Below are 24771 nucleotides of genomic sequence, written 5' to 3' on the forward strand. Positions count from 1 at the left end.
GGTGTCCGCAGCCCCGGCGTTATGCGGAGGAAACCCGGCTACAGATCCTCGCCGGATCCGCGGCGCCGCTTAGCCGCCAGGAGCAGCAAGGCCCCAAGCCCCAGGGCTCCGGCTCCCGCCGACATCACCAGAACCGTCCCGTCGCTGCCGGTTGTGGGGAGCTTCCCCCGCTTTCCGGGCTTCTCCGGCTTTTCCGGAGCGGGTGTTGGCGCCGGCGTCGGAGCTGGTGTCGGCGTCGGCGTCGGAGTCGGAGTCGGCTCCACTACGGTGTAGGCATTGGTTACCGTGAGGCTGGCTGAACCGCCGGCCGCCACTGCAACCGGATCCGGCAGCGTGGTCTGCACGGTCACGGTTTCGCTGCTGCCGTTTGCCGGCTCCGTCACCACACACTCCGATCCTGCCTGCACGCCGGGAGTTTCCTGGCTGTAGCTGCCGGTGAAGCCGGACGGAACCGTGATCTCGGTTTCCAGGGTCAGGTCCTCACCAATAGCGCACCGGAGCATGAGCCTGACCTCACCCTGTTGTCCGGCGGCGCCTCCCGTAATCGCCTTGGTGACGGTGACAACTCCGGGGTTGAAGCCGTAGGTGTTGGTTACCGTTCCCGCCACCGAGCCGCCGCCCACGATCGTCAGGACACCCGGAAGATCCGTGGTGACTCCAACTTCCGCAGTGGAACCGGTAACCGGCTCCGTCACGGTGCATTCGGCTCCGGTGGGGACGGTGTCGAAAGTCCAGGCGCTGGGGTCCGTGGTCCCGGCGGCAACCGTGACCGTTTCATTCAGGACCTCAACATCACCGGAGAGGCACACGACGTTCAACTGGATCTCGCCCTGCTCCCCGGCTGCTTCACCGGCCACGACCTTGTTCAGCACCAGCGAACCGGCGATGAAGGTGTAGGTGTTGGCCACCACGGCTTCCGCACCGTCACCGGCCGGAATCGTGACCGGGTCCGGCAGATCGGTCTGCACGCCAACGGTTTCCGTTGCGCCGGTGACCGGTTCAGTCACCGTGCACTCGGCTCCGGCGGGCAGGTCCTCAAAGGCCGTCTCGAAGGTCTCTGTTTCGCCGCCCGGGATGTTGACCGTCTCATTCAGCACGGTGCCGCCGTCGTCGGTGCAGACGACGAGCAGCTGCACGTCTCCCTGGGAACCCGCGGCCTCGCCGGCAAAGGTTTTACGCACTGCCAGCGTGCCCGGGTTGAAGGAATACGTGTTGGTCACCTGCGCCTCGACCACGTCCCCTGCGGGAATGGTGACGGGATCCGGTGTTACGGTGACCACCGAAATGGCGCCCGTGGTGCCGGCACTGGTTTCCGTCACGGTGCACTCGGTTCCTGCCGGAATGTTGCGGAACTGGGCATCTCCGGTGCCCGTAATGCCCGGCTGGATGTTCCAGGTTTCGAGCAGAACCGATCCGTCCGGTCCGCAGCTGACAACGATGGTGATCGCCTCTTGAAGGCCCGCTGCCTCGCCGTCAACCGTCTTGAACACCTGCAGGACACCGGGTTTGAGGGTGTAGGTGTTGGTCACCGTTGCGGTGGCCGCGCCCCCGGCCGGGACGACCACCGTGTCCGGCAGCGCCACATCCACCGCAACAGTCGCCGTTTCACCGGTCGCCGGTTCGGTAACATCACACTCGGCGTTGGCCGGAATGTCCGTGAAGGTCTGGGAAACACCGGTGGCTGATCCCGCGGCCAGTGAAACGGTCTCGTTCAGCACGGTGGCTCCGTCACTGGTGCAGGTCACCTGCAGGGTCACTGCGCCCTGCTGTCCCGCCGCCGGCCCGGCCAGCGCCTTCGTTACGGTCAGGCTGCCCGGGTTGAGCGTGTAGGTGTCGGTCACCGTGATTTCCGCGCCGCCGGCGGGTGGAATAACTACGTCTCCGGTGCTTTCCGTGACGACGCCGACGGCGGTGGTGGCGCCGGTGGACGTTTCCACCACGGTGCAGGTGGCGCCCGCGGGGACACCTGGATATTCGTTCCGAATGGTGTCGGTGGAACCGGCGGGAATGGTAATGGTTTGGCTGAACACGGTGGTGCCGGCGCTGGTGCAGGTCAGCGAGAGCACCACGTCGCCCTGCTGCCCGGCCGCGGCACCGGCAATGACCTTGTTGACCGCGATGACGCCGGGGTTATAGGTGTAGTCGTTGCTGACCGTGCTGGTCACGCTGTCAGCAACCGGAATCGTCACGTCGGCGGGAAGGGTGGGCGTCGCCGTCACTTCGGTGGTGCTGCCGGTGGTTGGTTCGGTGACGGTGCAGACCGTCCCGGCGGGCACATCGGCGAATTCCGTGGTGAAGGGCTCAGTCTGTCCGGCCGGAATGGTCACCGTGGTGTTCAGTGCGGTGCCGCAGACGACCTGCAGGACAACCACACCGTGGTTGCCGGCAGCTTCACCGGTGAATAGCTTTTCCACCACCAGGGTGCCCGGAGCGAACGTGTAGGTGTCGGTGACCGTGGCCTGCGCCGCCGTTCCGGCCTCGATAGTGACGGGCTGCGGCAGCGCCGTACTGACGAGGACGGTGTCTGTGGCCCCGGTGACGGGTTCTGTCACGGTGCAGGTGTTGCCAACGGGAATCCCGGTGAAGGTTTGGGACGCCCCGGTGGTGCTGCCGGCTTCCACCTCAAGGGTGAACTGATATCCGGTTCCGCAGTCGATGGCGATGGTGACCGCTTCTTGGCTGCCGGCTGCTTCGCCGAGAATGGTCTTGGTGACCGTCAGGGATCCGACGGCGAAGAATTCCGCGGTGGCGGTGGCGGTGCTGGACAGGTCCCGGGTGTTGGCCAGAATCAGTTTTTGCGCTGCCGTCACGTCGGGATTGGTGCCGTCATACAGGTAGACGTTGCCGGTGGGCACCGTGACCACCGCCCGCGCGGTGACCATCGCCGGGTCCGTGCTGCCCGTATCGCTGCGGACCCACACCTGGGTTCCCGATGGCACCGGATTTTCCAGCGGCTGGGTGCCCGCCGCGTCGGTGTAGAGGCTGTAGCCGGCAGGAACGCTGACAGTCACTGTGGCGGCGTCTTCGGCGGCAACCGTGTAAGGACCGGTGACCCCGTCAGTGGGGCCGGCTGCCGTGGCCGGGGTGATGCTGATGTCCGGCGCGTCCGGTTCGGTAAGGGGGCCGGCGGCGACCGTGGCGTTCACGATCGCTTGGACGGCCGGGTACAGCGCGTTGCGGGGATTCACGACGTAGCCGTCGCTGAAGAACCAGATGGCCGCCTGGACGGCTGCCGCCCGCTGATTGTTATTCAGCCCCGCCGGCTGGTTGGGGACGGCGGGGTAGTACGAGTTGAGGATCCGGTTGACGTAGCCAATGTTGGGCACGGTCGCTTCGTCCCACGTGCCGTTCTCATAACCGATCCCGACACGGGTTTCGGTGCGGATATCGATGCAGTACATGGGCGCCGTTGTTTCGCCGTTAATGTCCTCGGTAACGATGACGCCGGCGAAACTCGGGTTATTGGTTTCGTAGCCTTGCGGGATGGATGTCGGGTACGTCGTGACCGGCCACGTGGTCCCCACCGGAGGCAGGGCTCCCGTCAGGGCCTGCCCCTCCCCCAGTCGGCTGATGACAATGTCGGTGTTGGGGCCGTAAGGCCCGTTAGCCGTCGGGACCCCCCGCACAAATTCGATTCTGGCCGACGCCGGAGAAGCGAGCGGGGCAGCCACCATCAGCAGCGCCAGGAGCACCCCCAGCAGGCCGCGTCCGGTAACTTGCAACGGCTTTCTCAGCGCTCCGTGGTGTGCTGCGGAAAGTGGTTGTGAACTCATAGGGTGTGCCTGCCTCTGTTGAGATCAAAAAGCGCAGTGAAACGCTTGGGGTTCCCGAACATATCGGCAGGCAACAACAGCGTTCCAGAGCGGCAAGCAATATTGGCTGTTCAACTCGCAAAGTTTTTGGAAGCTGCGTCTGCTCCGGAGCAAAAACCCGGGAAAACCGGAGCATGTACCTTTCCGGCAACCCGGAGAAACTCGTTGAGGACGCGGAAAAATACGGGCCGAATACTTGCGCCGGGATCCAGGAAAGGCGGCTTGACTCCGACGCAGCGTCATAGTTCTTACTCAAGAGCATGAATCGAACCACAATTTTCTACCTCACGTCCTACGCCCTGTCACTGCTGGGCAACTCGGTAGCTGCAATAGCCCTTCCCCTGATCGTGCTGCAGGCTACCGGCAGCATCATGTCCGCCGGCATCCTGGCGGTAGCCACCGCCATCCCCGCATTTCTGGCCGGGCTGCTGACGGGAGTGGTCATTGACCGCGTCAACCGACGCACTGCCTCTGCGGCTGCAGACGTTATTTCCGCCGTTTCGCTTGCGGCGCTGCCGGTGGTCGATGCCCTCACCGGCCTGAGTCTGGGATGGTTTATTGTTTTCGGCATTCTTGGTGCGCTGGGTGATATGCCGGGCTTAACGGCGCGGGAGGCGCTCCTTCCGGCCGTAGCCCGTTCAGCAGGTCTTTCCGCCGGGAAACTCATCGGAATTCGGGAGAGCATCGGGGCGATGGTTATGGTTATTGGCCCGGCTGCCGCGGGCGGATTAATGCTCTCCTTCGAGGGGTCGACCGTCCTCTGGATAACCGCCGCAACTTCACTGGCTGCGGCTGCAGTGACGCTGCTGATGCCGCGCAGCACCGGTGTTCATGCTGCCGCCCCGGACGCTGCCCGGGAAGCTGACCCGGAATCCATTGAAGATTCCGCTCCGGCAGGCGCCTCCGCAGGGAACCAGCTGCGGCAGGGCTGGGCCACCTTGTTCCGGGGCGACAAAACCCTGCGCGCCGCCACCTTCCTGACCCTGGCGATGGTGGCTTCCCTGGTTGCCCTGCAGGGCATCATCCTGCCCGCCCATTTTTCGCTGGGAAACAACCCCGGGCAGCTGGGCTTCACCCTCACCGCGCTGGCAGCCGGCACTTTGGCGGGCGGCATCCTCTACGCCGGCTGGTGTTCCGGGGCCGGCCGGCGCCGCTGGCTGACGGCAGGCCTTGCCGGGACGGCGGCCGGCCTGGCCATCCTGGGCGCCCTCCCGCCGTCGTGGGTTCTGATGGCCGGAGCCGTGATCCTGGGCTTGGCCTCCGGGCTGCTGGGATGTGGAACGGGAACCCTGATGGTTGAACGCATTCCGGAAGAGATGCTGGGACGGATTATGGGAACCCAAAACTCCCTGGCCCTTCTTGCGGCGCCACTGGGGATGCTCGCGGCCGCCGTGATCGCCGAACGGCACGGGCTGGCAGCGGCAGGCATCACGGTTGCCGCTGCGTGGACGCTGGCGGCGGTTTGGGCACTGACATCGCCTTCCCTGCGACTTCCCGCGACTGCCACGGCAGGGGCGGGAAGCCCACACCTGGCAACACCCGGCACAATGGACCCGGAGAGGACGGTTGCCCATGAAAAGCAGTGAGCTGGCTGCGCTGGCCGGAGTGACGGTGCGGGCTTTGCGGCATTATCACCAGCTTGGCGTGCTGCCCGAACCGGAGCGCGGGTACAACGGTTACCGCAGCTACGACGCCAGGGATCTGATCCGCCTCCTGCGCATTAAGCGCCTGGCCGCCATCGGAATTCCGCTGGATGCAATGGGGGAGCTGTTGGACGATGACGGCGTACACCGCGGCGGGGCAGGTCCGGCCGCGCTCCTTGATGAACTGGAGGAAGGCATCGACGCGGAGCTGGCACGGTTGCAGCAGCAGAAACGCCTGATCAGCGGCCTGCGGACGGCACAGGCACTGGATCTGCCGCCGGAGCTGGCCCTTATTGTCGATTCTTTTGCCGCCTCGGCGCCGCCGTCAGTACGCCGGATGGACCGCGAGCAGGCGGTGCTCCTCGCACATCTTGCCGGCGAGGAGGGTCTTGACGGGCTCACGCAGGTGTACAAGAAAATGAGCTCCCCGGACCTGGCCGAACAGGTGCTGCAGTTTTACGCGGGCTTCGCCGCACTCACGCCGGAGACCCCCGCCGAAGACCTGGAGCGCCTGGTTGCCGGATTTATGGAAACCGTCGCCGGGCCGGTCAAGGCGGCGCTGGCAGGTTCGGAAACGCCCCTCTTTGCGGATGAATCGGCTGTTGCGGCAGTTTTCGACGAGTACCGGCACAGCGCACTCAATTCCGCCCAGCAGCTTGCCTTGGCCCGAATCACGGCCCGACTGGAGAGTGCCGGCTAAGCTCCACCGGTTGGCGCCCCACGGCCTCAGCTCAGGAAGGAGCCGATGGCATCAGCGAGCGCCGCGTCGGGGACACTGCTCGCGTCGCCCTCCAGCAGCTGAAACTCACCCTCGTCCAGGGCTGCCGCGGCACGGCGGGCCAGGTCCTGTGTTTCGTCGCCGCTGGTGCTGCCGGCCAGAACCAGAACCGGAACGGAGACGCCGCCCAGCCCCTCCAGTTCCGTCTGCAGGAGCAGCAGTTCGTCCTCGCCCTCGTTCAGGGCCAATGCTGGTTCCAGCGCCACCACCCGGGTGATGACCGCTGACTCCTCTGCTGCGCGCAGCGCGAGGAAGGCGCCGGAGCCAAACCCGTACAGGCTGGCGGAACCACCGGCCACCTGCACCACGGCCAGCAGGTCATCGACGTCGGACTCCTCCGTGTACTCCTCGCCCGTCCCGCTCTCGCCGGTGCCCCTCCGGTCATAGGTGTACACGGTGTGGTTCTCCGACAGCAGGTCGGCCAGGACCTGAGTGCTGGAGCTGCTCCGGTCAGCCATGAGCGGGTCGACAATCACAAGCGGCGGACCGGATCCCTGCCGGGACCAGGCGATGCGGGTTCCGTCGGCGGAGAGAGCGGTTCCGGAGGCGCTGGGCGGGTGTTCCATGGCAGGCTCCTGCTCACATGGGGAAGAGGCGCCGGATGTGCGCCACCTTTCCAAACTAGGAGCGGGCCACGGGAGGGTCAACGCTCCGGCCCGTAATCCGGACCCGCGCCGGCGTACTGCCAGGGAACAGGGTTGGTGAGGTCAACGCACTGCGGGGCTCAGCCGGTACGAGGCGCCGCGGTGCTCCGCCGGCAGCTTGTCCCCCCGGCCGAAGAGTTTCTCGCGGAGGGTTCCGGGCGTGTACTCGGTCCGGTACGCGCCGCGCTGCTGCAGTTCGGGCACCACAAACTCGACGATGTCCTCAAACGTGCCCGGTGTGACCGCATAGGCCAGGTTGAAACCGTCGACGTCGGTTTCCTCCACCCAGCGGATCATTTCCTCGGCGATTTCCGCGCCTGAGCCGACCATCCGCGGCCCCAATCCACCGATGCCCACGGAATCGGCGATGTCGCGCACCGTCCAGGGTTCGCCGTCGTCCTTCGGTTTCTGGAAGTTGCCGGCCGCTGACTGGATGGCGTTGGATTTCACGTTGCCCAGCGGTTCGTCGAGGTTGTAGGTGGACAGGTCCACGCCCATCCACCCGGACATCAGTGCCAGCGCGCCCTCGTGGCTGGCGTACTGCTGGTAGTCCTCGTGTTTGGCGGCGGCTTCCTCGGCGGTGGCGGCGGTAATGACCGTCATCAGCGTGTAAATGCGGATGGAGTGCCGGTCCCGGCCCGCGGCCTCGGCGGCGTCGCGGATCCTGGTGACCGTGGCCTTGAGCTTTTCCTTGGTGGGCGCTCCGACAAAAACCGCCTCCGCATTTTCGGCGGCGAAAGCCACACCGCGCGGCGAGGCACCGGCCTGGTAGATCACCGGGGTGCGCTGCGGCGACGGCTCGCTGATGTGGATGCCGGGGACGGTGAAGTATTTGCCCTCGTGGTTGATGTCGTGGACCTTTGCCGGGTCGGTGAAAACGCCGGTTTCGCGGTTGCGGACGACGGCGCCGTCCTCCCAGGAGCCTTCGAGCAGTTTGTAGATGACCTCGAGGTATTCATCCGCATGGTTGTAGCGCTCATCGTGTTCCAGCTGGTCTGCAGCGCCAAGGTTCCGCGCGGCGGAGGGCAGGTAGCCGGTGACGACGTTCCAGCCCACGCGTCCGTTGGTGAGATGGTCCAGCGTGGAGAGCCTGCGCGCAAACGGATACGGATGCTCATACGCGGTGCCCGCTGTGACACCAAAACCGAGGTGTTCGGTGACCAGGGCCATCGCGGACACCAACAGCAGCGGATCATTCACCGGAACCTGGGTGCCCTGCCGCAGCGTGGCCTCGTTGGAACTGCCGTACACGTCATACGTGCCCAGGACATCGGCCAGGAAAATGCCGTCAAACAGGCCCTTCTCGCAGGTTTTCGCCAAATGGGCCCAGTAGCGCAGATCGGTGTAGTCCGAGGACCGGTCCTCCGGATGGCGCCACAGTCCCGGAGACTGGTGGCCCACGCAGTTCATGTCAAAAGCGTTGAAGCGGATCTGCCGCCGGCCGGTCTCTGTGGTCAAGGGGGTGTCCTGTTCGGACATATGGGTGCACCTTTCGCAACGGGACGCACCAGGGGAGCGCCGTACTTGCCGTCCGCGGGCGCGGTACGGCCGGATCCTCATCTGGGGCACCCCGCTACGGAGAAGAGGGTTGCCGCCCAACCAGCCAGAGCTTCGCGTTGGGACTCATGATCCTTCGGCTCCAGTATCAGCACAGCTGCGGAGCGCAGGGAAGTCGATGACCAAATATGAACCCGCCGGACGCTAGGCCAAAAACCCGTTAATGGCTTCAGCCAGCACCTGGTCCTGAACTCCGTGCCACCCGCCCTCGAGCACCTGCAGCCGGGCATCGGCCAGCGCTTCAGCGGTTTCCCGCGCCCATTCGTGCAGCCGCGGGTCACTTCCGCCGCTGACCAGCACCAGAACCGGGACCCGGATGCCGCCCAGGCTGCCCGGGTCCGCCTCCGCATTCAGGGTCAGGTCATAGGCAATCGTGTGGGCAGCCGGAGCAAACACCTCCACGTCCGACGCCTGAACCATTTCCTCCGGAACACCAATGGAGCGCTGGAACAGCCGCACGGCCTCGGCGCGTTCCCCCGCATTCACCAGGTCCTGCAGCTGGCCGCGGATGTCCGGGGTGTCCTCCACGCGGCCAGACAACGGAGGTTCCAGGGCCACCACACCGGTTACGGCGGGGGAATCCGCTGCGGTCATAAGCGCCAGCACCGCCCCGGATGAAAACCCATACAGGTCCGCCTCGCCGCCGGCCGCTTCGATGACGGCCAGGAGGTCTTCAACTTCCCGGCCCGGCTCGTAGTCCGCACTGTCACCGCTTTCGCCTTTACCCCGCCGGTCATACGTGTAGACCGTCCGGGTTGGAGCCAGCAGCTCCGCCAGGCCTGCGGCTACGGAGGTCCGGCGATCCATCAGAACCGGATCAACGATGACCAGCGGCGGCCCGGATCCCCGGCGTTCCCAGGCAATAGGCGTGCCGTCCGCAGACTGCACCTTTCCCGACGCTGACGCTGACGCGGCCATGACTGCCTCCCTGCGTGGACGACGGCAGGCTCCCGCCGCACCGTTTCCCTGGAGCCTAGGATCCACTCCTCCACAGGGTCAACGCCCGACCGCAAATCCGGAAAACAACGCAACTCCGGTTGCCTGCCGCCCACGACCAGCGGCGCGAAATATTACGCGGAGGACTTGCCCGTTTCACGAATGGCGCGTTTAGTAGCACTTGACCATCCCGAGCGGCTGAGAGACCTGGATCAGTGAAGCCGCAGCAACCCTGGTTGCCGTACCTCCTCCTTGAGGAACGGCAATATCGAGGACAACACCGCAGGAGGCCGTAACCGGCCCAAGGCGTTTTCCGTAGGGTGCTACTGCCAGGACCGATGGAGAGTTAACATGACCGCCTTGGCTTCAAAGTCCCCTGCCGCCGCGCCGCCCGCTGCGCCGGCCGGCTCCGCCCTTCCCGTCACGTTTTCCGAGCTGGGCCGCAGCTTTGGCTCCGGTCCGGCGGCACACCATGTGCTGCGTGACATCAGCTTCGAGGTCCGCCCCGGCGAGGTCCTGGCCATTCTGGGGTCCAGCGGCTGCGGAAAGTCCACGCTGCTGCGCGCCGCAGCAGGGCTGGACGCCGCCAGCACCGGGGAAGTCCTGATCAACGGCACTGCTGTCCGCGGGATTGACGACCGCTGCGCCGTCGCCTTCCAGGAACCGAGGCTGCTGCCGTGGCAGACCCTGCAGGCCAACATTGCCATGGGCCTGCCCAAGAGCATGAGCGCCAAGCACGGCAAGGCCAAAGTGGCCGAGCTGCTGGAACTGGTGGAACTGACGGCCTTCGCCAAACACCGCCCGCGCGCCGTTTCCGGCGGCATGGCCCAGCGTGCGTCCCTTGCCCGCGCCCTGGCACGAACCCCCGGAGTGCTGCTGCTCGATGAGCCCTTCGGTGCCCTGGACGCCCTCACCCGGCTCAAGATGCAGGACCTGCTGCTCTCGGTGCACCGGGCCACCCCCACCACCGTGCTGCTGGTCACGCACGACGTGGACGAGGCCCTCCAGCTGGCGGACCGCATCATCATTCTCGGCAAAGAGCCCGGGAAACACGGAGCCACCATCACTGACGTCATCACCGTCCCCGGCGCCCGGCCCCGCGACCGTTCCTCGGCCGAGCTGGCCCGAATGCGCGGCGAGCTCCTGGCCCGCCTCGGCGTCGACCGCCACTAACAGCGGCACCGCCGGCTTCCCGGCAGCTCTTTCCCAACAGCGCCTCCGGTTGCGTTCCCTTGACGCTTCCCCACCCCTTCCGTGCCGTTTGCCGCACGGCCCCTCTCCTCCACCAGAAAGAAATCCCCATGAACAGCCGTTCCTTCACCACCTCGGTTCCCTCCCCGCTCAAGGCCCTCGCCGCAGCTGCGGCCGCCGCCTCCCTGCTGCTGACCGGCTGCGTGGCCGGCGAGGACAGTGAATCCGCCGCGAACGCCGGCGCCGCCGACGGCGGAACCCTCACCCTGGACTTCGCGACCTACAACCCGCTCAGCCTGATCATCAAGGACCAGGGCTGGCTGGAGGAGACCCTCGCCGAGGACGGCGTCACCGTGGAATGGGTGCAGTCGGCCGGTTCCAACAAGGCGAACGAAAACCTGCGGTCCGGCGCCGTGGACATCGGGTCAACGGCCGGGTCCGCAGCCCTGCTCAACCGTGCCAACGGCTCCCCGATCAAGGCCATCGACGTCTTCTCCCAGCCGGAGTGGTCCGCGCTGGTGGTTGGCGCGGATTCGGAGATCACCTCCGTGGCGGACCTCAAGGGCAAGTCCGTGGCAGCCACGAAGGGCACGGACCCCTACTTCTTCCTGGTGCAGGCACTGGATGAGGCCGGGCTGAGCCTCTCGGACGTCACCGTGGAGCAGCTGCAACACGCTGACGGGCGGACGGCACTGGAAAACGGGTCCGTGGACGCGTGGGCCGGCCTGGATCCGATCATGGCCGGCGCGGAACAAAGCGGAGCCAAGCTGATCTACCGGAATTTGGACTTCAACACCTACGGCATCCTGGCCGCCAACGAGGACTTCCTTGAAGCGGATCCCGAGCAGGCCCAGGCCGTGGTCAACGCCTACGAGAAGGCCCGGGCCTGGGCCGCGGAAAACCCGGACGAAACCGCGCGGATCCTGGCCGACGTCGCCGGCCTGGACCCGGCCGTGGCGCAGACCGTGGTGCTCGAACGCAGCAACCTCGACGTGGACCCGGCCCCGGGCGATGCGCAGCGCAGCGTACTGGAGAAGATCGGGCCCACGCTCGTGGAAACCGGAGACGTCGCGGATCAGGCCAAGATCGACACCGCCCTGGAGAGCCTGTTTGACGACTCCTTCGTCCGCAGCGCCGCACCGGATGCGGTCAAGGAGTCCTGATGCCGAATATCGGAAACCCGTACCTCTCGGGAAACAGTGTTGTTCCCACATCCCGGGCCGGCCTGGCCGCCACCGGAGCGGCAGGAACCGGGCCGGCACCCGCTCCCGGCGGGCCGCAGCGGGACGCCGCAGCAGCCGGCGCGCTGTCCCGCCGCTGGGTGCGGCTTTCGCTGGGCCTCGTGGTTCCCGCCGTCCTGCTCGCGGCCTGGCAGCTGAGCACGGCCGCCGGCGTTTTCACAGCAGTTCAGCTGCCCTCCCCCACAGCCGTTTACACCGCGGCCATCGACCTCTTGGACCGCGGCCAGCTTGGCCTGCACATTGCCATTTCCACTCAGCGGGTGCTCATCGGCTTTGCTATCGGCGCCCTGCTGGGGCTGGCACTGGGTGCCCTGCTGGGCCTGTCCCGGCTGGCGGACATCCTGTTGGGTCCGGCCATCGGCGCGCTGCGCGCCGTACCGTCCCTGGCCTGGGTGCCGCTGCTGATCCTGTGGCTGAAGATTGGCGAGGACTCAAAAATCACTTTGATCGCCATCGGCGCGTTCTTTCCGGTGTTCACCACCGTGTCCCTGGCCCTGCGCCACGTGGACCGGAACCTGGTCGAAGCCGCCCGCGCCTTTGGCCTCAACGGGCTGAAGCTGCTCAGGACGGTGCAGCTGCCCGCCGTCGTCCCGGCTGTCTTCTCCGGCCTGCGGCTGGCGCTGGCCCAGGCTTGGCTGTTCCTGGTTGCCGCTGAACTTATTGCCTCGTCCATGGGCCTGGGCTTCCTGTTGATCGATTCGCAGAACAACGGACGCACCGACCGCCTGCTGCTGGCCATCGTGCTGCTGGCCGTCATCGGCAAACTGACCGATGCCATCCTCGGCGTGGCCGAAAAATGGGCGGTGGCAAAATGGGCCTGACATCCACGGTTACCGCGGACCCCATCACCGAAGCCGAGCGCATCGCGTTTTGGGAAGCCGCAGCCGGGCGGCTCCAGTGGGAGCAGCCGTGGCACACCGCGCACACGTTTACTCCCCCGCAGCGCCTCAGCGGACCGGAAATCCCCGAGGCCGACGCCGACTACAGCATCCCCGCCATTGAATGGTTCACCGGCGGCACCCTCAACGTGGCAGTGAACTGCGTGGACCGGCACGTGGCTGCCGGCCGCGGCGACAAAGTGGCACTTCACTTCGAGGGCGAACCCGGAGACCGCCGCACCGTCACCTATGCCGATCTGCAGCGGGACGTTTGCCGCGCCGCGAACGCTCTGCTGGCGCTGGGCATTGGCCGGGGTGACCGCGTGGTGATTTACCTGCCGGTGATCGTGGAAACCATTGTCATCACGCTGGCCTGCGCCCGGATTGGCGCCGTGCATTCGCTGGTGTTCGGCGGTTTCTCCGCCGAGGCGCTGAAGTTCCGGGTCGAGGACACGGGCGCCAAGCTGCTGGTCACCACCGACGGCCAGTTCCGCCGCGGCGCCGCAGTGCCGGTCAAGGACAACGCCGACACCGCGGTGTCCGGAACCAACGCCATCGAGCACGTGCTGGTGGTCCGCCGCACCGGATCCGCGATCAGCTGGACCGAGGGCCGCGACCTCTGGTGGCACGAGACCGTGGACACCGCCGCGGACCTGCACGAACCGGAAGCCTTCGACGCGGAGACGCCGCTGTTCATCATGTACACCTCCGGCACCACCGGAAAGCCCAAGGGCCTGGTGCACACCATGGGCGGCTATCTGACGCAGGCATCCTGGAGCTACGAGTACCTCTTCGCCAACCCGGATCCGGACGCCCGCGAGCGCGATGTGCACTGGTGCACCGCGGATCTGGCCTGGGTCACCGCCCACACCTACGAGATCTACGGCCCGCTGTCCAACGGCGCCACCCAGGTCATCTTCGAGGGCACGCCGAACACTCCGCATCCGGGCCGGCACTTCGAAATCATCGAGCGGTACAAGGTCACCAGCTACTACACCGCGCCCACCCTGGTCCGGTCCCTGATGGGCTGGTTCCCGGACGGTGTTCCGTCCGGCCATGACCTCTCCTCCATCCGGCTGCTGGGCACCGTGGGCGAAGCGGTCAACCCCGAGGCCTGGCGCTGGCTGCGTGAACAGCTGGGCCGCGGGGAGGTGCCGGTGATCGACACCTGGTGGCAGTCCGAAACCGGCGCCACCATCCTGTCCCCGCGTCCCACCGACGCGGAGTTCAAGCCCGGCTGCGCATCCCGCGCCCTGCCGGGAGTGAGCACCCGGATCGTGGACATTGACGGGAACCCGGTGCCCCCGAACACGCAGGGCTTCATAGTGGTGGATCAAACCGGCCCGGCCATGGCCCGCGGGGTCTGGGGTGACCCGCAGCGTTACCTGTCCTCCTACTGGCGGCAGTATGCGCGGCAGGGCTGGTTCCTGGCCGGCGACGGCGCGAAATACGACGACGACGGCCACATCTGGATTCTTGGCCGCACCGACGACGTGCTCAACGTCTCCGGGCACCGGTTGTCCACCATTGAGATTGAGTCAGCCCTCGTCTCGCATCCCTGGGTCACCGAAGCGGGTGTGTGCCCGGTGCCGGATCCTAAAACGGGGCACGCCATCACGGCGTTTGTGGTCCTGTCCCCGGCAGCGGCTGCCGCACTGCCTGAGGCAGGGCCGGAGGATCCTGCGTTCACCCGGCGGGTCGCTGTTGAGCTGCGCGCCCACATCTCCCGGGAGATCGGGCCCATCGCCAAGCCGGCCGCCGTCGTCGTCGTTCCCGATGTGCCCAAGACCCGCTCCGGGAAAATCATGCGCCGGCTCCTGACCCAGCTGTTCGAGGGCACGGCACTGGGCGATACAACGAGCCTGCAGAATGAACCCTGCATCCCGGACATCGCCCGGATTTGTGCCGCCCGGAACGGAGCCGATCAGTGAACGCGGGCCAGCGTCACCCGGTCCATCACCACAACCCCGCCCATCAGGCTGTGGACCCGCATGAACTCCGTCGGCGAGACCTCCAGGTAGGTGGCGTCCGCCTTTGCGGGCAGCAGTTCAGCGTGCATCCCGTCCAAGAGCTCCTGGAAGAGCTGGTTGGCTTCCACCTGCGGCAGCGGATCAGTGGCAGTGATCTTATGCGTGGCGGCGGCCAGCCTGTAGCCGGTTTCAATGACAACGACGTATTCATCCATCGCGGTGGTGCCCTTCGTCGGTCCGTCCGGCGTCGTCCGCCGCTGCCAGTCCGCTGTGTATGCAGCCCTGCTGAACATTCTTCGTCCGCCACGCCCAACTTGCAACGATCAACGAGCCGCTTTGCCGCGGCCACCAGGAAGGAGCACTCATTCCATGAGTGAGCGCCAATTCGGCTTCCGGACCCGTGCCCTGCACGCCGGAGGCACCCCCGATGCCACGCACGGTGCACGGGCCGTGCCCATCTACCAGACCACGTCCTTTGTCTTCAAGGACACCGACGACGCCGCCAACCTCTTCTCGCTGCAGAAGTACGGCAATATCTACTCCCGAATCGGCAACCCCACCGTGGCTGCCTTCGAGGAACGCATCGCCTCCCTCGAGGGCGGAATCGGAGCGGTGGCGACGGCGTCGGGCATGTCCGCGGAATTCGTCACCTTCGCCGCGCTCTGCGGCGCCGGCGACCACATTGTCGCCGCCGCGCAGCTCTACGGCGGCACGGTCACGCAGCTGGACGTGACGCTGCGCCGCTTCGGCATCGACACCACCTTTGTCCCCGGCACCGACCCTGCCGACTACGCCGCCGCGATCCGGGAAAACACCAAGGCCGTGTATGCCGAGGTCGTGGCCAACCCCAGCGGCGAGGTCACCGACATCGCCGCCCTCGCCAAGGTGGCGCACGACGCCGGTGTGCCGCTGATCCTGGACGCCACCCTGAGCACTCCCTATCTGGTCCGGCCGTTTGAGCACGGCGCGGATATTGTGATCCACTCAGCCACCAAGTTCCTCGGCGGCCACGGCACCACCCTGGGCGGAGTGGTGGTGGAATCCGGCAAGTTCAACTGGGGCAACGGCAAGTTCCCGGCCATGACCGAGCCGGTGGCCAGCTACGGCAACATCTCCTGGTGGGGAAACTTTGGCGAATACGGGTTCCTCACCAAGCTGCGCTCCGAACAGCTGCGCGACATTGGGCCCACGCTCAGCGCAACCTCGGCATTTGCCCTGCTGCAGGGGGTGGAAACCCTTCCGCAGCGCCTGGATGAACACCTCAAAAACGCGCAGGCCGTGGCCGAATGGCTCGAGGCCGATGAGCGGGTGTCCTGGGTCAGCTACGCGGGACTGCCGTCCCACCCGCACTTTGACCGGGCCCGGAAATACCTGCCCAAGGGGCCGGGATCGGTGTTCAGCTTCGGGGTCCGCGGCGGCCGGGAAGCCGGCAAGACCTTCATTGAGGCACTGCAGCTGGCCTCGCATTTGGCCAACGTGGGCGATTCCCGGACGCTGGTCATCCATCCAGGCTCCACCACGCATGGACAGCTGTCCTCGGAGCAGCTGTCCGCCGCCGGCGTTGCCGAGGACCTGGTCCGGATTTCCGTGGGTTTGGAGGACCTCGAGGACATCCTCTGGGACCTGGACCAGGCGCTGGACGCGGCAGTAACCGCCGAAGACAGCGCCCCTGCCCTACCTGCTGTTCCGACCTTTGAGGAGCCCGCCCGTGTCAGCTGAAACAACAACCGAAGTGCGGACCTGGGACGGCCCCAGCGCACCGGAACGGCTGGCGCTGCTCCGCCGGGCCAAATCCATTGCCATTGTTGGCGCTTCGGACAAACCGTCCCGCGCGTCGTACTTCGTGGCAACCTACTTGCTCTCGTCCTCGCCGTACACCGTCTATTTCGTGAACCCGGTGGCCAAGGAAATCCTGGGCCGCCCCGTTTACGCCTCGCTGGCGGACCTGCCGGAAGTGCCGGACATCGTGGACGTGTTCCGCCGCCATGATGACCTGCCGACAGTGCTGGAGGAATCCATCGCCGTGGGCGCGAAAACACTGTGGCTGCAGCTCGGTTCCTGGCACGAGGAGGTGGCCCGGGCCGCCGAGAATGCCGGCATGGACGTGGTGATGGACCGCTGCGTGAAGATTGAGCACGCCCGGTTCCACGGCGGGTTGAACCTGGCCGGCTTCAACACCGGCGTCATTTCCTCCAAGCGGCAGCTCACCGCTTAGGGGATGGTTATTGGTTCCGGGAATGGCCCTGGCCGGGTCCGGGGCCGGGGCCGGGGCCGGGGCCGGACTTGCCCGCACCGGGGCCGGGGCCAGACTTGCCCGCACCGGGGCCGGCGTCGCTGCGAGCCTGCCGGTCTCCGGGGCGGCCGGGGCCTCCACCGGCATTGTCCGGGCCCGGCCGAGCCGTAATCGTGTGGCTTCCGCTCTTGCCTTTTTCTTGCGCACCCTGGTCTGGAACGCCGGGTTCGGGTTCGGCCCCAGGCACGGGGAGCGGAGCTCGGACCGGGGGCTGGTCCACAACGTCAGCGGGGACTTCGCCATCAGGGGACTCCTCACCCGCCACCGGCATGGCAGCGGCGGGCGGCGCCGGGTTCGCTGCGGCGCCCTCCAGTTCAGCCGCAAGCTCGGTTTCAGGCACAGCTGCAGCCTCATTGGCCATCGCGGGAGTCTCCTCCTCGGCGGGGGGAGCTCCGGCGGACATCGGTTCGACGGATGGTTCGCCGGCCGGGGGCTCCGGCTCCCCGCTGTCACCCAGCACCTGCCCCATGACGTCGGCGCAGAAAGATTCGGTGGCAAGACGCAGGTCATTATTCGCCGCCACTCCGGTGGTGCCAGCCGCCATGGCTCCCGCCAGCGCAAAACTCAGGATCAGGCCGCGGTGCCGCTGGGATCGCCGCCGGGGCTGGGCCGGTGGTTCGGCCAGCATGGCGGCAAGTTTGCCCGTCGGTGCCGGGGCGGGGAGTGCGCGAAAGGAACGGAGCTGGCGCAGCCCTTCAAGGAGCTCGGGGCTTTCCGCGGTCCCGGATTCGATCAGAAGGCGCCGAATACTGCCGTCATCATCCGTTTCAGGCGATTTGTTCATGAACTGGCTCCTCCTTTCGTTCCTGTTCCAACCGTTCCTTTAAGATCTTCAGCGCCCTGCTTTGGAGCTGCTTTACGGCTCCAACACTGCAGCCCATGATTCGGGCTGATTCCTCAATCGATTGGTCGCCCACTACGCGCAGCAGAAGAACTTCCTGCTGCCGCGGGGTCAGGCCTTCAAGCAGCTCTGCAACTCCGGCTCCTGATTCAAGCACCGTCTCCTCGGCCGAAACGGTGGACCGGACGTCAGCGGAGGGATGGAACTGAGCCAGCACCGGTTGCCGCTCGCGCCGCCGAGCGTCATCGACCATGCGTGCGTGGGCCACGGAAAAGGCGAAGGTGCGCATGCCGGACAAGCCGCCGGTGAGGGTGTCCAGTTTCCCGAAAACAGTGAGAAAAACGTCCTGGGTTAAGCCCTCCGGGTCCTCGCAGCCTTTGCCCGTGAGGTAGGCGAGGATTGACGGAGCCAGCACATTATAGATTTTGCGCAGCGCCCCCGGCTCTCCGGCAGCGGCGGCACGGAGGACGTCCTCCGTCAGGGTTTTCGCCAAAATTCGGTCTTTCCCTCGCGTAAGGATGGGCGTCCCACATACTACCGTGCCAGGCACCCGCCTCGGGGCATAAAGAAACGGCCGCACCGGGGCTCGTTGGGGGGATAAGCCTCGGTGCGGCCGTTCCAAAAGAGTAATCGTATGGGAGCACCAAAAGGTTACGTTGTTGCGAAAAAAGTTTTAAAGCGCTGAAACAATCCGGTCGTTGGCTTCAAAACGGCGGTTTTTGAGCACCGGCAGGAACTCCCGGACGTCATCAATGCGCTTGCGGGTCACGTCGGCCGTGACCACTGCCTCGGACTCATCACTCAGGAAGGCCTGCGGCACGCCCATCGGATCAAGGATCGCCGAGTGCCCCACGGTGTGGCGGCTGGAGGTGCCCGCCGCGGCCACCCACACCGTATTTTCGATGGCCCTGGCTTTCAGCAGGGTTTCCCAGTGCTCAATCTTGTGTTCGCCCTTGAACCAGGCGGCGGGAACCGCCAGCAGGTCAGCGCCCTTATCCGTCAGAGCCCGCGCGAGTTCGGGGAACCGGATGTCGTAACAGGTCATGAGCCCCACTTTGATGCCGCCCAGTTCCACCACCTTGACGCCGCCGTCGCCGGGCTTGATCCGGGTGGACTCCGAGTAGCTGAAGGCGTCATACAGGTGCAGTTTCCGGTAGGTGTCGGCAATCCGGCCGGTGGCCTCAATCAGCACCAGCGTGTTGAACGGCCGGTCCTCACCGCTGGATTCATAACCGCCGGCAACAATGGCGATGCCCAGCTCGGCGGCCAGCAGCGACAGCTGCTGCACGAAGGTGGTCCAGCCGGCGTCGACCGCCGCGGCCAGCGGACCGTCAACCCTGCCAACACTGAACATTGATTCCTCGGGAAAAACGATCAGCTCGGCGCCGTCGGCCCTGGCCTTGGCAGCCAGGGTGCGCATCACGTCAAGGTTCTCCGCAACATCGCCCGTGGGACTGAACTGGCCAACGCTCACCAACATTTCCAACCGCCTTCTTCCGCAACCGAAGTTTCTCCCAGCCTAGACCAGGACCCCGGCGCGCAGAACGGGTGTGTTGCCGGCGCCGCCTAGACTGGGACCGCATGGACGAACTCACGCTGCCGACCGACCTGACTCTTGCCCGCGGAACCCTGAATCCGCAGGCCGTGGGCTACTCCCGCGCCCCGCTGCACCGCACCCCGCTGCCGGACGGACCTGCGGGCCGGTTGCGGACCAAGCGCTGGGAGTACTGGGGGATTTTGTCCCCCGAGCTGGCGGTTGGCATGACCATCGTGAATCTTGGGTACGCGGCCAGCCTGCAGATTTATGTCCTGGTCCGGGCCACCGGGGAGGAAATCAGCATCGAGCCGCTGAAGATCCTTCCCTCCCCCGCCGACATCCAGCTCCCGGACACGCTGCCTCCGCTGACGGCGTTCGGGTCCGCCGGCGATGTGTCGCTGCGCTTCCATGACGACGGCGGCGGCACTCACCTGCGGGCGCGTTCACCGCGGGTTGCGGTGGATCTGTACGCACCGGCCGACGGCGATGTGCTGGGCGTGGTGGTGCCCTGGTCCGAGCGCCGGTTCCAGTACACGCTCAAGGATGTGGCCCGCCGGGTTACCGGCACCGTCACCGTGGACGGCAAGACCTTCACCGTGGGCGAAGACGCGTTTGCCGTGCTGGACCGGGGCCGTGGCCGCTGGCCCTACCGGACCACATGGACCTGGGGCGCGGGGTCGGGAACCGTGAACGGCACCCGGCTTGGACTGCAGATTGGCGGGCAGTGGACGGCAGGAACTCCGGCCACCGAAAACGCCCTCATTGTGGACGGACGGCTGCATCACTACGACGGCGAACTGGAGTTCACGTATGACCTCACCGATCCTGAGTCCACCTGGACGGTTCATGGTCCGTGGATCGATGCCGTGCTGACGCCGTTCCACCGCCGGACCTCGGCCACCAAGCTTGGCGTGATCTCGTCCGAAATCTGGCAGGCGTTTGGCTCCTGGACGGGAACGGCCCGGACTCCGGACGGGACCGGGTATTCGCTGAACGGACTGACCGGCTGGGTCGAGGAGGCCCGGCACCGCTGGTAAACCCCGCGGCCTCAGCGGCGTTTTCAGGCCCGGCCCGGCGCCGTCATAGGCTGGTGCCATGAATTTCACGCGCCTCATCCTGCCCGTTGCCGCACTGCTGCTGGCCACGGGCTGCGCCGCCGGCCCGGACAACAGTGAAACGAACAGCCGCGACCTGCTGCGCGAGCATGGGTTGGAGGAGGCCAGCACCTCGGAAGTCATTGAACAGCTGGACCGCACCAATGAGGACCGGTCCACGGGCCTCTCCGCCTCCGTGACCTATGATTCGGTCATCCTCCAGGACAAGGGGCAGGAGACCATCCTGGCTCTGCCGGAGAATCAGTTCTATCTGGCCGTGGCACCTTGGACAACCACCACCCACGACTGTTTCCACCACAGCCTCTCCGGATGCCAGGGCGAACTCAGCAACACCCCCGTGCAGGTGCGGATCACCGGCGCCGACGGAACGGTGCTGGTGGATGAAAGCACCAGCACCTATGACAACGGCTTTGCCGGCTTCTGGCTGCCGAAGGACATCACCGGGTCCCTGCACATCACGTCCGCTGCAGGCACTGCAACCCAGGACTTCAGCACTTTCGAGGACGATCCCACCTGCATCACCACAATGCGGCTGGTCTAAGCACGCAGGGTGCTCTTCCAGGTGCGCCCCCGGCGAATGCTGCCGCGAAACACTTAAATCCAGAGGTGAGGGAGGCGCCGCGGGCCCGGGGGCGGTTACTCTGGCGAGATGCTAAAGGGATTTAAAGACTTCATCATGAAGGGCAATGTCCTGGACCTGGCGGTTGCCGTCATCATCGGCGCAGCGTTTACGACCGTCGTCAACGCCCTGGTCAATTCGGTGCTTATGCCGTTCATCTCCGGGCTCGTCGGTTCGCCGAACTTCGACAGTTTCGCGGCGGTTAACTTTAACGGAAACCAGATTCAGTTCGGGGTCCTGCTGACCGCCGTCGTGAACTTCCTGCTCATCGCGGCGGCCGTCTACTTTGCGATCGTGCTGCCGATGAACAAGATGATCGAGCGACGCAACCGCAGGCTTGGAATCACCCCGGAACAGAGCGCGGATCCGCAGGTGATGCTGCTGACCGAAATCCGGGATGCGCTCACTTCGCAGCCACCGAACGGAACAGCACAGTCCCAGGAGGGACCGAAACACTAACAGGAGACTCATGGCCACCGTCATTTCATCCATTGCCATCGACGCACTGAGTCCACCCCTGCTGGCACGATTCTGGACCCAGGCGCTGGGCTACCGGGTCCTGGAGAGCAACGACGCCGACGTGATTTCCCTGGCCCCTGCTGACGGCACCGGGCCGGACATTGACATCATTCCGGTGCCAGAGCCAAAATCCGTCAAGAACCGGCTGCATCTGGACCTCCGGGCGGCCGGGGGCAGCACTCAGGAGCAGGAAGTGGAACGGCTGCTCGCACTGGGCGCGGTGCGCGCCGACGTCGGCCAGGGGTCAGCGGTGGACTGGGTAGTGTTGGCCGATCCGGAGGGCAACGAATTCTGCGTGCTCCGCCGTTCCGCGGAGGAAGCCGCCCTGGATGTGCCGGCAACTCTGGACACGTCGGCCGCCTCCTCAACAGGGAAGGCCCCGCAGCCTTAGCGGCTGCGGGGCCTTCCTGATCTCGAAGTCCTACTCGCTGATCAGGTCCCGCACCACGATGGTCTGATCGCGGTCCGGTCCAACACCGATGGCGGAGAACCGGGTGCCTGACATCTTTTCCAGCGCCAGCACGTAGTCCCGGGCATTCTTGGGCAGGTCATCCAGCGTCCGAGCGCCGGTGATGTCCTCGGTCCAGCCGTCGAAGTACTCGAAGATCGGCTTCGCGTGGTGGAAGTCGGTCTGCGTCATCGGCATTTCGTCGAAGCGCACGCCGTCGACGTCGTAGGCCACGCACACCGGAATCTGCTCGATGCCGGTGAGCACGTCCAGCTTCGTGACGAAGTAGTCGGTGAAGCCGTTGACGCGGGAAGCGTGGCGCGCCAGCACGGCGTCGTACCAGCCGCAGCGGCGGGGGCGGCCGGTGTTCACGCCGAACTCGCCGCCGGTCTTCTGCAGGTACAGGCCCATCTCATCGAAGAGCTCGGTGGGGAACGGGCCGGCGCCAACGCGGGTGGTGTAGGCCTTGATGATGCCCACGGAGCGGGTGATCCGGGTCGGGCCGATGCCCGAGCCCACAGACGCGCCGCCGGCGGTGGGGTTGGAGGACGTAACGAACGGGTAGGTGCCGTGGTCCACGTCCAGGAACGTGGCCTGGCCGCCTTCCATCAGCACAACCTTGCCCTCGTCCAGCGCGCGGTTCAGCTCGTACGTGGAGTCGATGACCATGGGCCGCAGCCGGTCCGCGTAGGAGAGGAAGTATTCAACAACCTCTTCGACGTCGACGTCGCGGCGGTTGTAGACCTTGACCAGCAGCTGGTTCTTCTGCCGCAGGGAGCCTTCGACCTTCTGGCGCAGGATCGACTCGTCAAAAATGTCCTGGACGCGGATACCCAGGCGGGCCACCTTGTCCATGTAGGCCGGGCCAATGCCGCGGCCGGTGGTGCCGATGGCGCGCTTGCCCAGGAACCGTTCGGTGACCTTGTCCATGACCTGGTGGAACGGGGCCACGAGGTGGGCGTTGGCGGAGATCCGCAGCTTGGAGGTATCTGCGCCACGGGCTTCGAGACCGTCGATCTCGTCAAAGAGTGCTTCGAGGTTCACCACGCAGCCGTTGCCAATCACGGGAATGGCGTTGGGGCTCAGGATGCCGGCCGGCAAAAGCTTGAGTTCGTATTTTTCACCGCCGACGACGACGGTGTGGCCGGCGTTGTTTCCGCCGTTGGGCTTAACGACATAATCGACACGGCCCCCCAGCAGGTCGGTGGCCTTACCTTTACCTTCGTCGCCCCACTGGGCGCCGACGATGACAATTGCGGGCATGGGATCCTCCCCCATTAGTTACGGAAGGGGAAAACGCCGACGGCGCGATCCGCTTCCGTGCATGAGAACGCCCCTGAACTCGCAGGCCAGACCCGGAATAACAGAAAGCCGGGGTCAAGCCGGAGTCGCGGGGCTCTTACCTAGCAAGTTTAGCCGATTGTAACGCCGGTGCCCTTTCCGCAGCGCCACAATGGGTATTCCCTGTGGAAACCTTCGCGTAGCGTGACCGGATGGACCGTTTTCGCGGCTACATCGCAGGTATCGGCACGTCCTCCGGCACCCGCCTGGTGGTGGGCCACTGGCTCGAGTCACCGCTGGGTGCCTTCACCGACGTCATGGCGGAGAATGCTGCCGGATCCCGGCTGCTTCTGGCGCCGAATCCTGAGGTCGCCGCCTATGTTGGAGGGACCTATCACTTTGACGCGGTGGACGTGGTCGACGTCGAAGCCCGGCTCACGGCGGAACGGTTCCTAGTGAGCGCCGGTCCCCTGCGGCTGAACCTGGCCCTGGGCCCGCGCACCTTGCTGGGGCAGCTGTTGGAGCGGATACCGCCGGCACTGGCCGTACATCCGCGCTGGCTGGCGGCAATCAATCCCCTGGCAGGCCTGCTGGTCCCCGGCGTCTCCACCGCGGGTTCCGCGGGCGGCGAGCGCCGGGAATTCTACGGCGTGCGGTCCATCCGCTCCCTGGCCGGTGCCTCCGCCTCGTGGAACGGCCGGGATCTGGGCCGGCTGTCCCCCATCGAACCGCCCGTTCACTTCGGTTTCAGCTCGGTTCCGCCCAAACCCCAGATTGTGGCCGTGACTACCAGCATTGTTTCCTGAGCGCTCCCGCACCGGAATATATTTGCCTCCCGCAGAGGCAAAAACCCGCTCTACTCGGGTGACAAAAACTACCTTCTTCATACTCTGTTCCCGTCATCCATCACTTGGATGACTACCTCCACAGGGAAAGCAGAGACATCATGAACAAACGCACTGCAGGTCTGGCACTCGCAGCAGTCACAGGTTTTTCGATCCTTTCGGCAACTCCAGCTTTTGCCGTGCCCGGAGGCCCCTATGAAAACTGTACTGAGGCGGCCGGGGAAGGCGTGTACAACATTCAGCTGGGCGATTACAGGTACGCAGACAACCTGGACAATGGTGGCACGCCAGGACTGGCCTGCGAAGATGACAGCCAACCCCTGACGCCGATAGTTGCCCAGCCCCCCGCACCCACGCCAGAACCCACCACTACGCCCACGCCGCCCGGCATGCCGATGCCGAAGGGCGGGGTTGATGCCGGAGTAGTGACGGAGAAGGGAACAAATCCGGGCTCACTCGCCCTCGCCGGAGGATTGGTACTGGCAGCCGCCGCCGGAGCCGGAACCTACGCTATTCGGCGCCGCAGCGGGAACCATGCCTAGTTCCCGGCGAAGACGGCCAATCGCAACACGCTTCCAGTCCCCATGAGCCAACTGATAGCTAAGACCGGCGGCGGCAGGATT

The 24771-nt window shown here is 65.8% G+C and carries 23 protein-coding genes and 1 riboswitch; of the genes, 14 read left to right on the forward strand and 9 right to left on the reverse strand.

All coding sequences use genetic code 11. The features are described from left to right. Positions 1-38: 38 nt before the first annotated feature. On the reverse strand, positions 39-3722 hold the full coding sequence (locus tag AAE021_RS14810) for a thioester domain-containing protein (RefSeq protein ID WP_342023076.1): 3684 nt from the start codon (positions 3720-3722) through the stop codon (positions 39-41). A 350-nt stretch (positions 3723-4072) separates the two neighbouring features. Between AAE021_RS14810 and AAE021_RS14815 the strand changes: the two genes are divergently transcribed. After that, complete coding sequence (locus tag AAE021_RS14815) at positions 4073-5398, forward strand: MFS transporter (RefSeq protein ID WP_342023077.1); 1326 nt, start codon at positions 4073-4075, stop codon at positions 5396-5398. Continuing rightward, entirely contained in the window at positions 5385-6155 is a 771-nt protein-coding gene (locus tag AAE021_RS14820; protein WP_342023078.1) for a MerR family transcriptional regulator, read from the forward strand. Before AAE021_RS14815 ends, AAE021_RS14820 begins: the two co-directional genes overlap by 14 nt. Before the next feature lie 26 nt (positions 6156-6181). On the opposite strand, the gene AAE021_RS14825 is transcribed toward AAE021_RS14820, so the two are convergent. The 3 genes from AAE021_RS14825 to AAE021_RS14835 form a co-directional block, all read right to left on the reverse strand. Further along, positions 6182-6799 (reverse strand): alpha/beta fold hydrolase, encoded by a 618-nt coding sequence (locus AAE021_RS14825; RefSeq protein WP_342023079.1) that lies wholly within the window; start codon positions 6797-6799, stop codon positions 6182-6184. 141 nt (positions 6800-6940) lie between these two features. Beyond that, positions 6941-8356 carry an LLM class flavin-dependent oxidoreductase gene (locus tag AAE021_RS14830; RefSeq protein ID WP_342023080.1) on the reverse strand — a complete coding sequence of 472 codons (1416 nt, stop codon included), beginning with the start codon at positions 8354-8356 and terminating at the stop codon, positions 6941-6943. Between the two features lie 36 nt (positions 8357-8392). Then, positions 8393-8508, reverse strand: a riboswitch (SAM riboswitch). A 70-nt stretch (positions 8509-8578) separates the two neighbouring features. Continuing rightward, on the reverse strand, positions 8579-9352 hold the full coding sequence (locus tag AAE021_RS14835; RefSeq protein WP_342023081.1) for an alpha/beta hydrolase: 774 nt from the start codon (positions 9350-9352) through the stop codon (positions 8579-8581). A 369-nt stretch (positions 9353-9721) separates the two neighbouring features. Between AAE021_RS14835 and AAE021_RS14840 the strand changes: the two genes are divergently transcribed. The 4 genes from AAE021_RS14840 (at position 9722) to acs (ending at position 14611) form a co-directional block, all read left to right on the forward strand. Next, positions 9722-10543, forward strand: a complete 822-nt coding sequence (locus AAE021_RS14840; RefSeq protein WP_342023082.1) for an ABC transporter ATP-binding protein — start codon at positions 9722-9724, stop codon at positions 10541-10543. A 128-nt stretch (positions 10544-10671) separates the two neighbouring features. Then, entirely contained in the window at positions 10672-11724 is a 1053-nt protein-coding gene (locus AAE021_RS14845; protein WP_342023083.1) for an aliphatic sulfonate ABC transporter substrate-binding protein, read from the forward strand. Continuing rightward, positions 11724-12623, forward strand: a complete 900-nt coding sequence (locus AAE021_RS14850; RefSeq protein ID WP_342023084.1) for an ABC transporter permease — start codon at positions 11724-11726, stop codon at positions 12621-12623. The genes AAE021_RS14845 and AAE021_RS14850 overlap by 1 nt, the downstream gene beginning before the upstream one ends. Beyond that, positions 12614-14611, forward strand: a complete 1998-nt coding sequence (gene acs / locus AAE021_RS14855; protein WP_342023085.1) for an acetate--CoA ligase — start codon at positions 12614-12616, stop codon at positions 14609-14611. The genes AAE021_RS14850 and acs overlap by 10 nt, the downstream gene beginning before the upstream one ends. Here acs and AAE021_RS14860 read toward each other — a convergent pair. Continuing rightward, the gene (locus AAE021_RS14860) at positions 14605-14943 is read right to left on the reverse strand and encodes a hypothetical protein (protein ID WP_342023086.1); all 339 of its coding nucleotides are present in this window, start codon (positions 14941-14943) and stop codon (positions 14605-14607) included. The two genes, acs and AAE021_RS14860, sit on opposite strands and share 7 nt — an antisense overlap. 76 nt (positions 14944-15019) lie before the next feature. Between AAE021_RS14860 and AAE021_RS14865 the strand changes: the two genes are divergently transcribed. Beyond that, entirely contained in the window at positions 15020-16369 is a 1350-nt protein-coding gene (locus tag AAE021_RS14865; protein ID WP_342023087.1) for an O-acetylhomoserine aminocarboxypropyltransferase/cysteine synthase family protein, read from the forward strand. Then, a complete protein-coding gene (locus tag AAE021_RS14870; RefSeq protein ID WP_342023088.1) occupies positions 16359-16865 on the forward strand; it encodes a CoA-binding protein in 507 nt (168 codons plus the stop codon). Before AAE021_RS14865 ends, AAE021_RS14870 begins: the two co-directional genes overlap by 11 nt. A gap of 7 nt (positions 16866-16872) precedes the next feature. Here the strand turns inward: AAE021_RS14870 and AAE021_RS14875 are convergent, their stop codons facing one another. The 3 genes from AAE021_RS14875 to AAE021_RS14885 form a co-directional block, all read right to left on the reverse strand. Further along, a complete protein-coding gene (locus AAE021_RS14875; RefSeq protein ID WP_342023089.1) occupies positions 16873-17727 on the reverse strand; it encodes a hypothetical protein in 855 nt (284 codons plus the stop codon). Further along, positions 17711-18277, reverse strand: coding sequence for an RNA polymerase sigma factor (locus tag AAE021_RS14880; RefSeq protein WP_342023090.1), 567 nt, complete (start codon positions 18275-18277; stop codon positions 17711-17713). Before AAE021_RS14880 ends, AAE021_RS14875 begins: the two co-directional genes overlap by 17 nt. Positions 18278-18457: 180 nt before the next feature. Beyond that, the gene (locus tag AAE021_RS14885) at positions 18458-19264 is read right to left on the reverse strand and encodes a carbon-nitrogen hydrolase family protein (RefSeq protein WP_342023091.1); all 807 of its coding nucleotides are present in this window, start codon (positions 19262-19264) and stop codon (positions 18458-18460) included. A gap of 101 nt (positions 19265-19365) precedes the next feature. On the opposite strand from AAE021_RS14885, the gene AAE021_RS14890 reads away from it, so the two are divergent. The 4 genes from AAE021_RS14890 (at position 19366) to AAE021_RS14905 (ending at position 21965) form a co-directional block, all read left to right on the forward strand. Next, a complete protein-coding gene (locus AAE021_RS14890) occupies positions 19366-20358 on the forward strand; it encodes a DUF2804 domain-containing protein (RefSeq protein ID WP_342023092.1) in 993 nt (330 codons plus the stop codon). 58 nt (positions 20359-20416) lie between these two features. After that, entirely contained in the window at positions 20417-20977 is a 561-nt protein-coding gene (locus tag AAE021_RS14895) for a CueP family metal-binding protein (RefSeq protein WP_342023093.1), read from the forward strand. Positions 20978-21085: 108 nt separating this feature from the next. Beyond that, positions 21086-21514: a large conductance mechanosensitive channel protein MscL gene (mscL, locus tag AAE021_RS14900; protein ID WP_342023094.1), complete on the forward strand. Its 429-nt coding sequence runs from the start codon at positions 21086-21088 to the stop codon at positions 21512-21514. A 10-nt stretch (positions 21515-21524) separates the two neighbouring features. Then, positions 21525-21965, forward strand: a complete 441-nt coding sequence (locus tag AAE021_RS14905; RefSeq protein WP_342023095.1) for a VOC family protein — start codon at positions 21525-21527, stop codon at positions 21963-21965. A 30-nt stretch (positions 21966-21995) separates the two neighbouring features. Here AAE021_RS14905 and AAE021_RS14910 read toward each other — a convergent pair whose 3' ends face one another. Continuing rightward, positions 21996-23285 (reverse strand): adenylosuccinate synthase, encoded by a 1290-nt coding sequence (locus tag AAE021_RS14910; protein WP_342023096.1) that lies wholly within the window; start codon positions 23283-23285, stop codon positions 21996-21998. 230 nt (positions 23286-23515) lie between these two features. Here AAE021_RS14910 and AAE021_RS14915 point away from each other — a divergent pair, with 230 nt between their 5' ends. Together AAE021_RS14915 and AAE021_RS14920 are read left to right on the forward strand one after the other, a co-directional pair. Beyond that, complete coding sequence (locus AAE021_RS14915; protein WP_342023097.1) at positions 23516-24109, forward strand: hypothetical protein; 594 nt, start codon at positions 23516-23518, stop codon at positions 24107-24109. Positions 24110-24249: 140 nt separating this feature from the next. Next, complete coding sequence (locus AAE021_RS14920) at positions 24250-24690, forward strand: hypothetical protein (protein ID WP_342023098.1); 441 nt, start codon at positions 24250-24252, stop codon at positions 24688-24690. Positions 24691-24771 lie beyond the last annotated feature (81 nt).

The organism is Arthrobacter citreus, from assembly GCF_038405225.1.
In the GTDB taxonomy this organism is placed as follows: domain Bacteria; phylum Actinomycetota; class Actinomycetes; order Actinomycetales; family Micrococcaceae; genus Arthrobacter_B; species Arthrobacter_B citreus_A.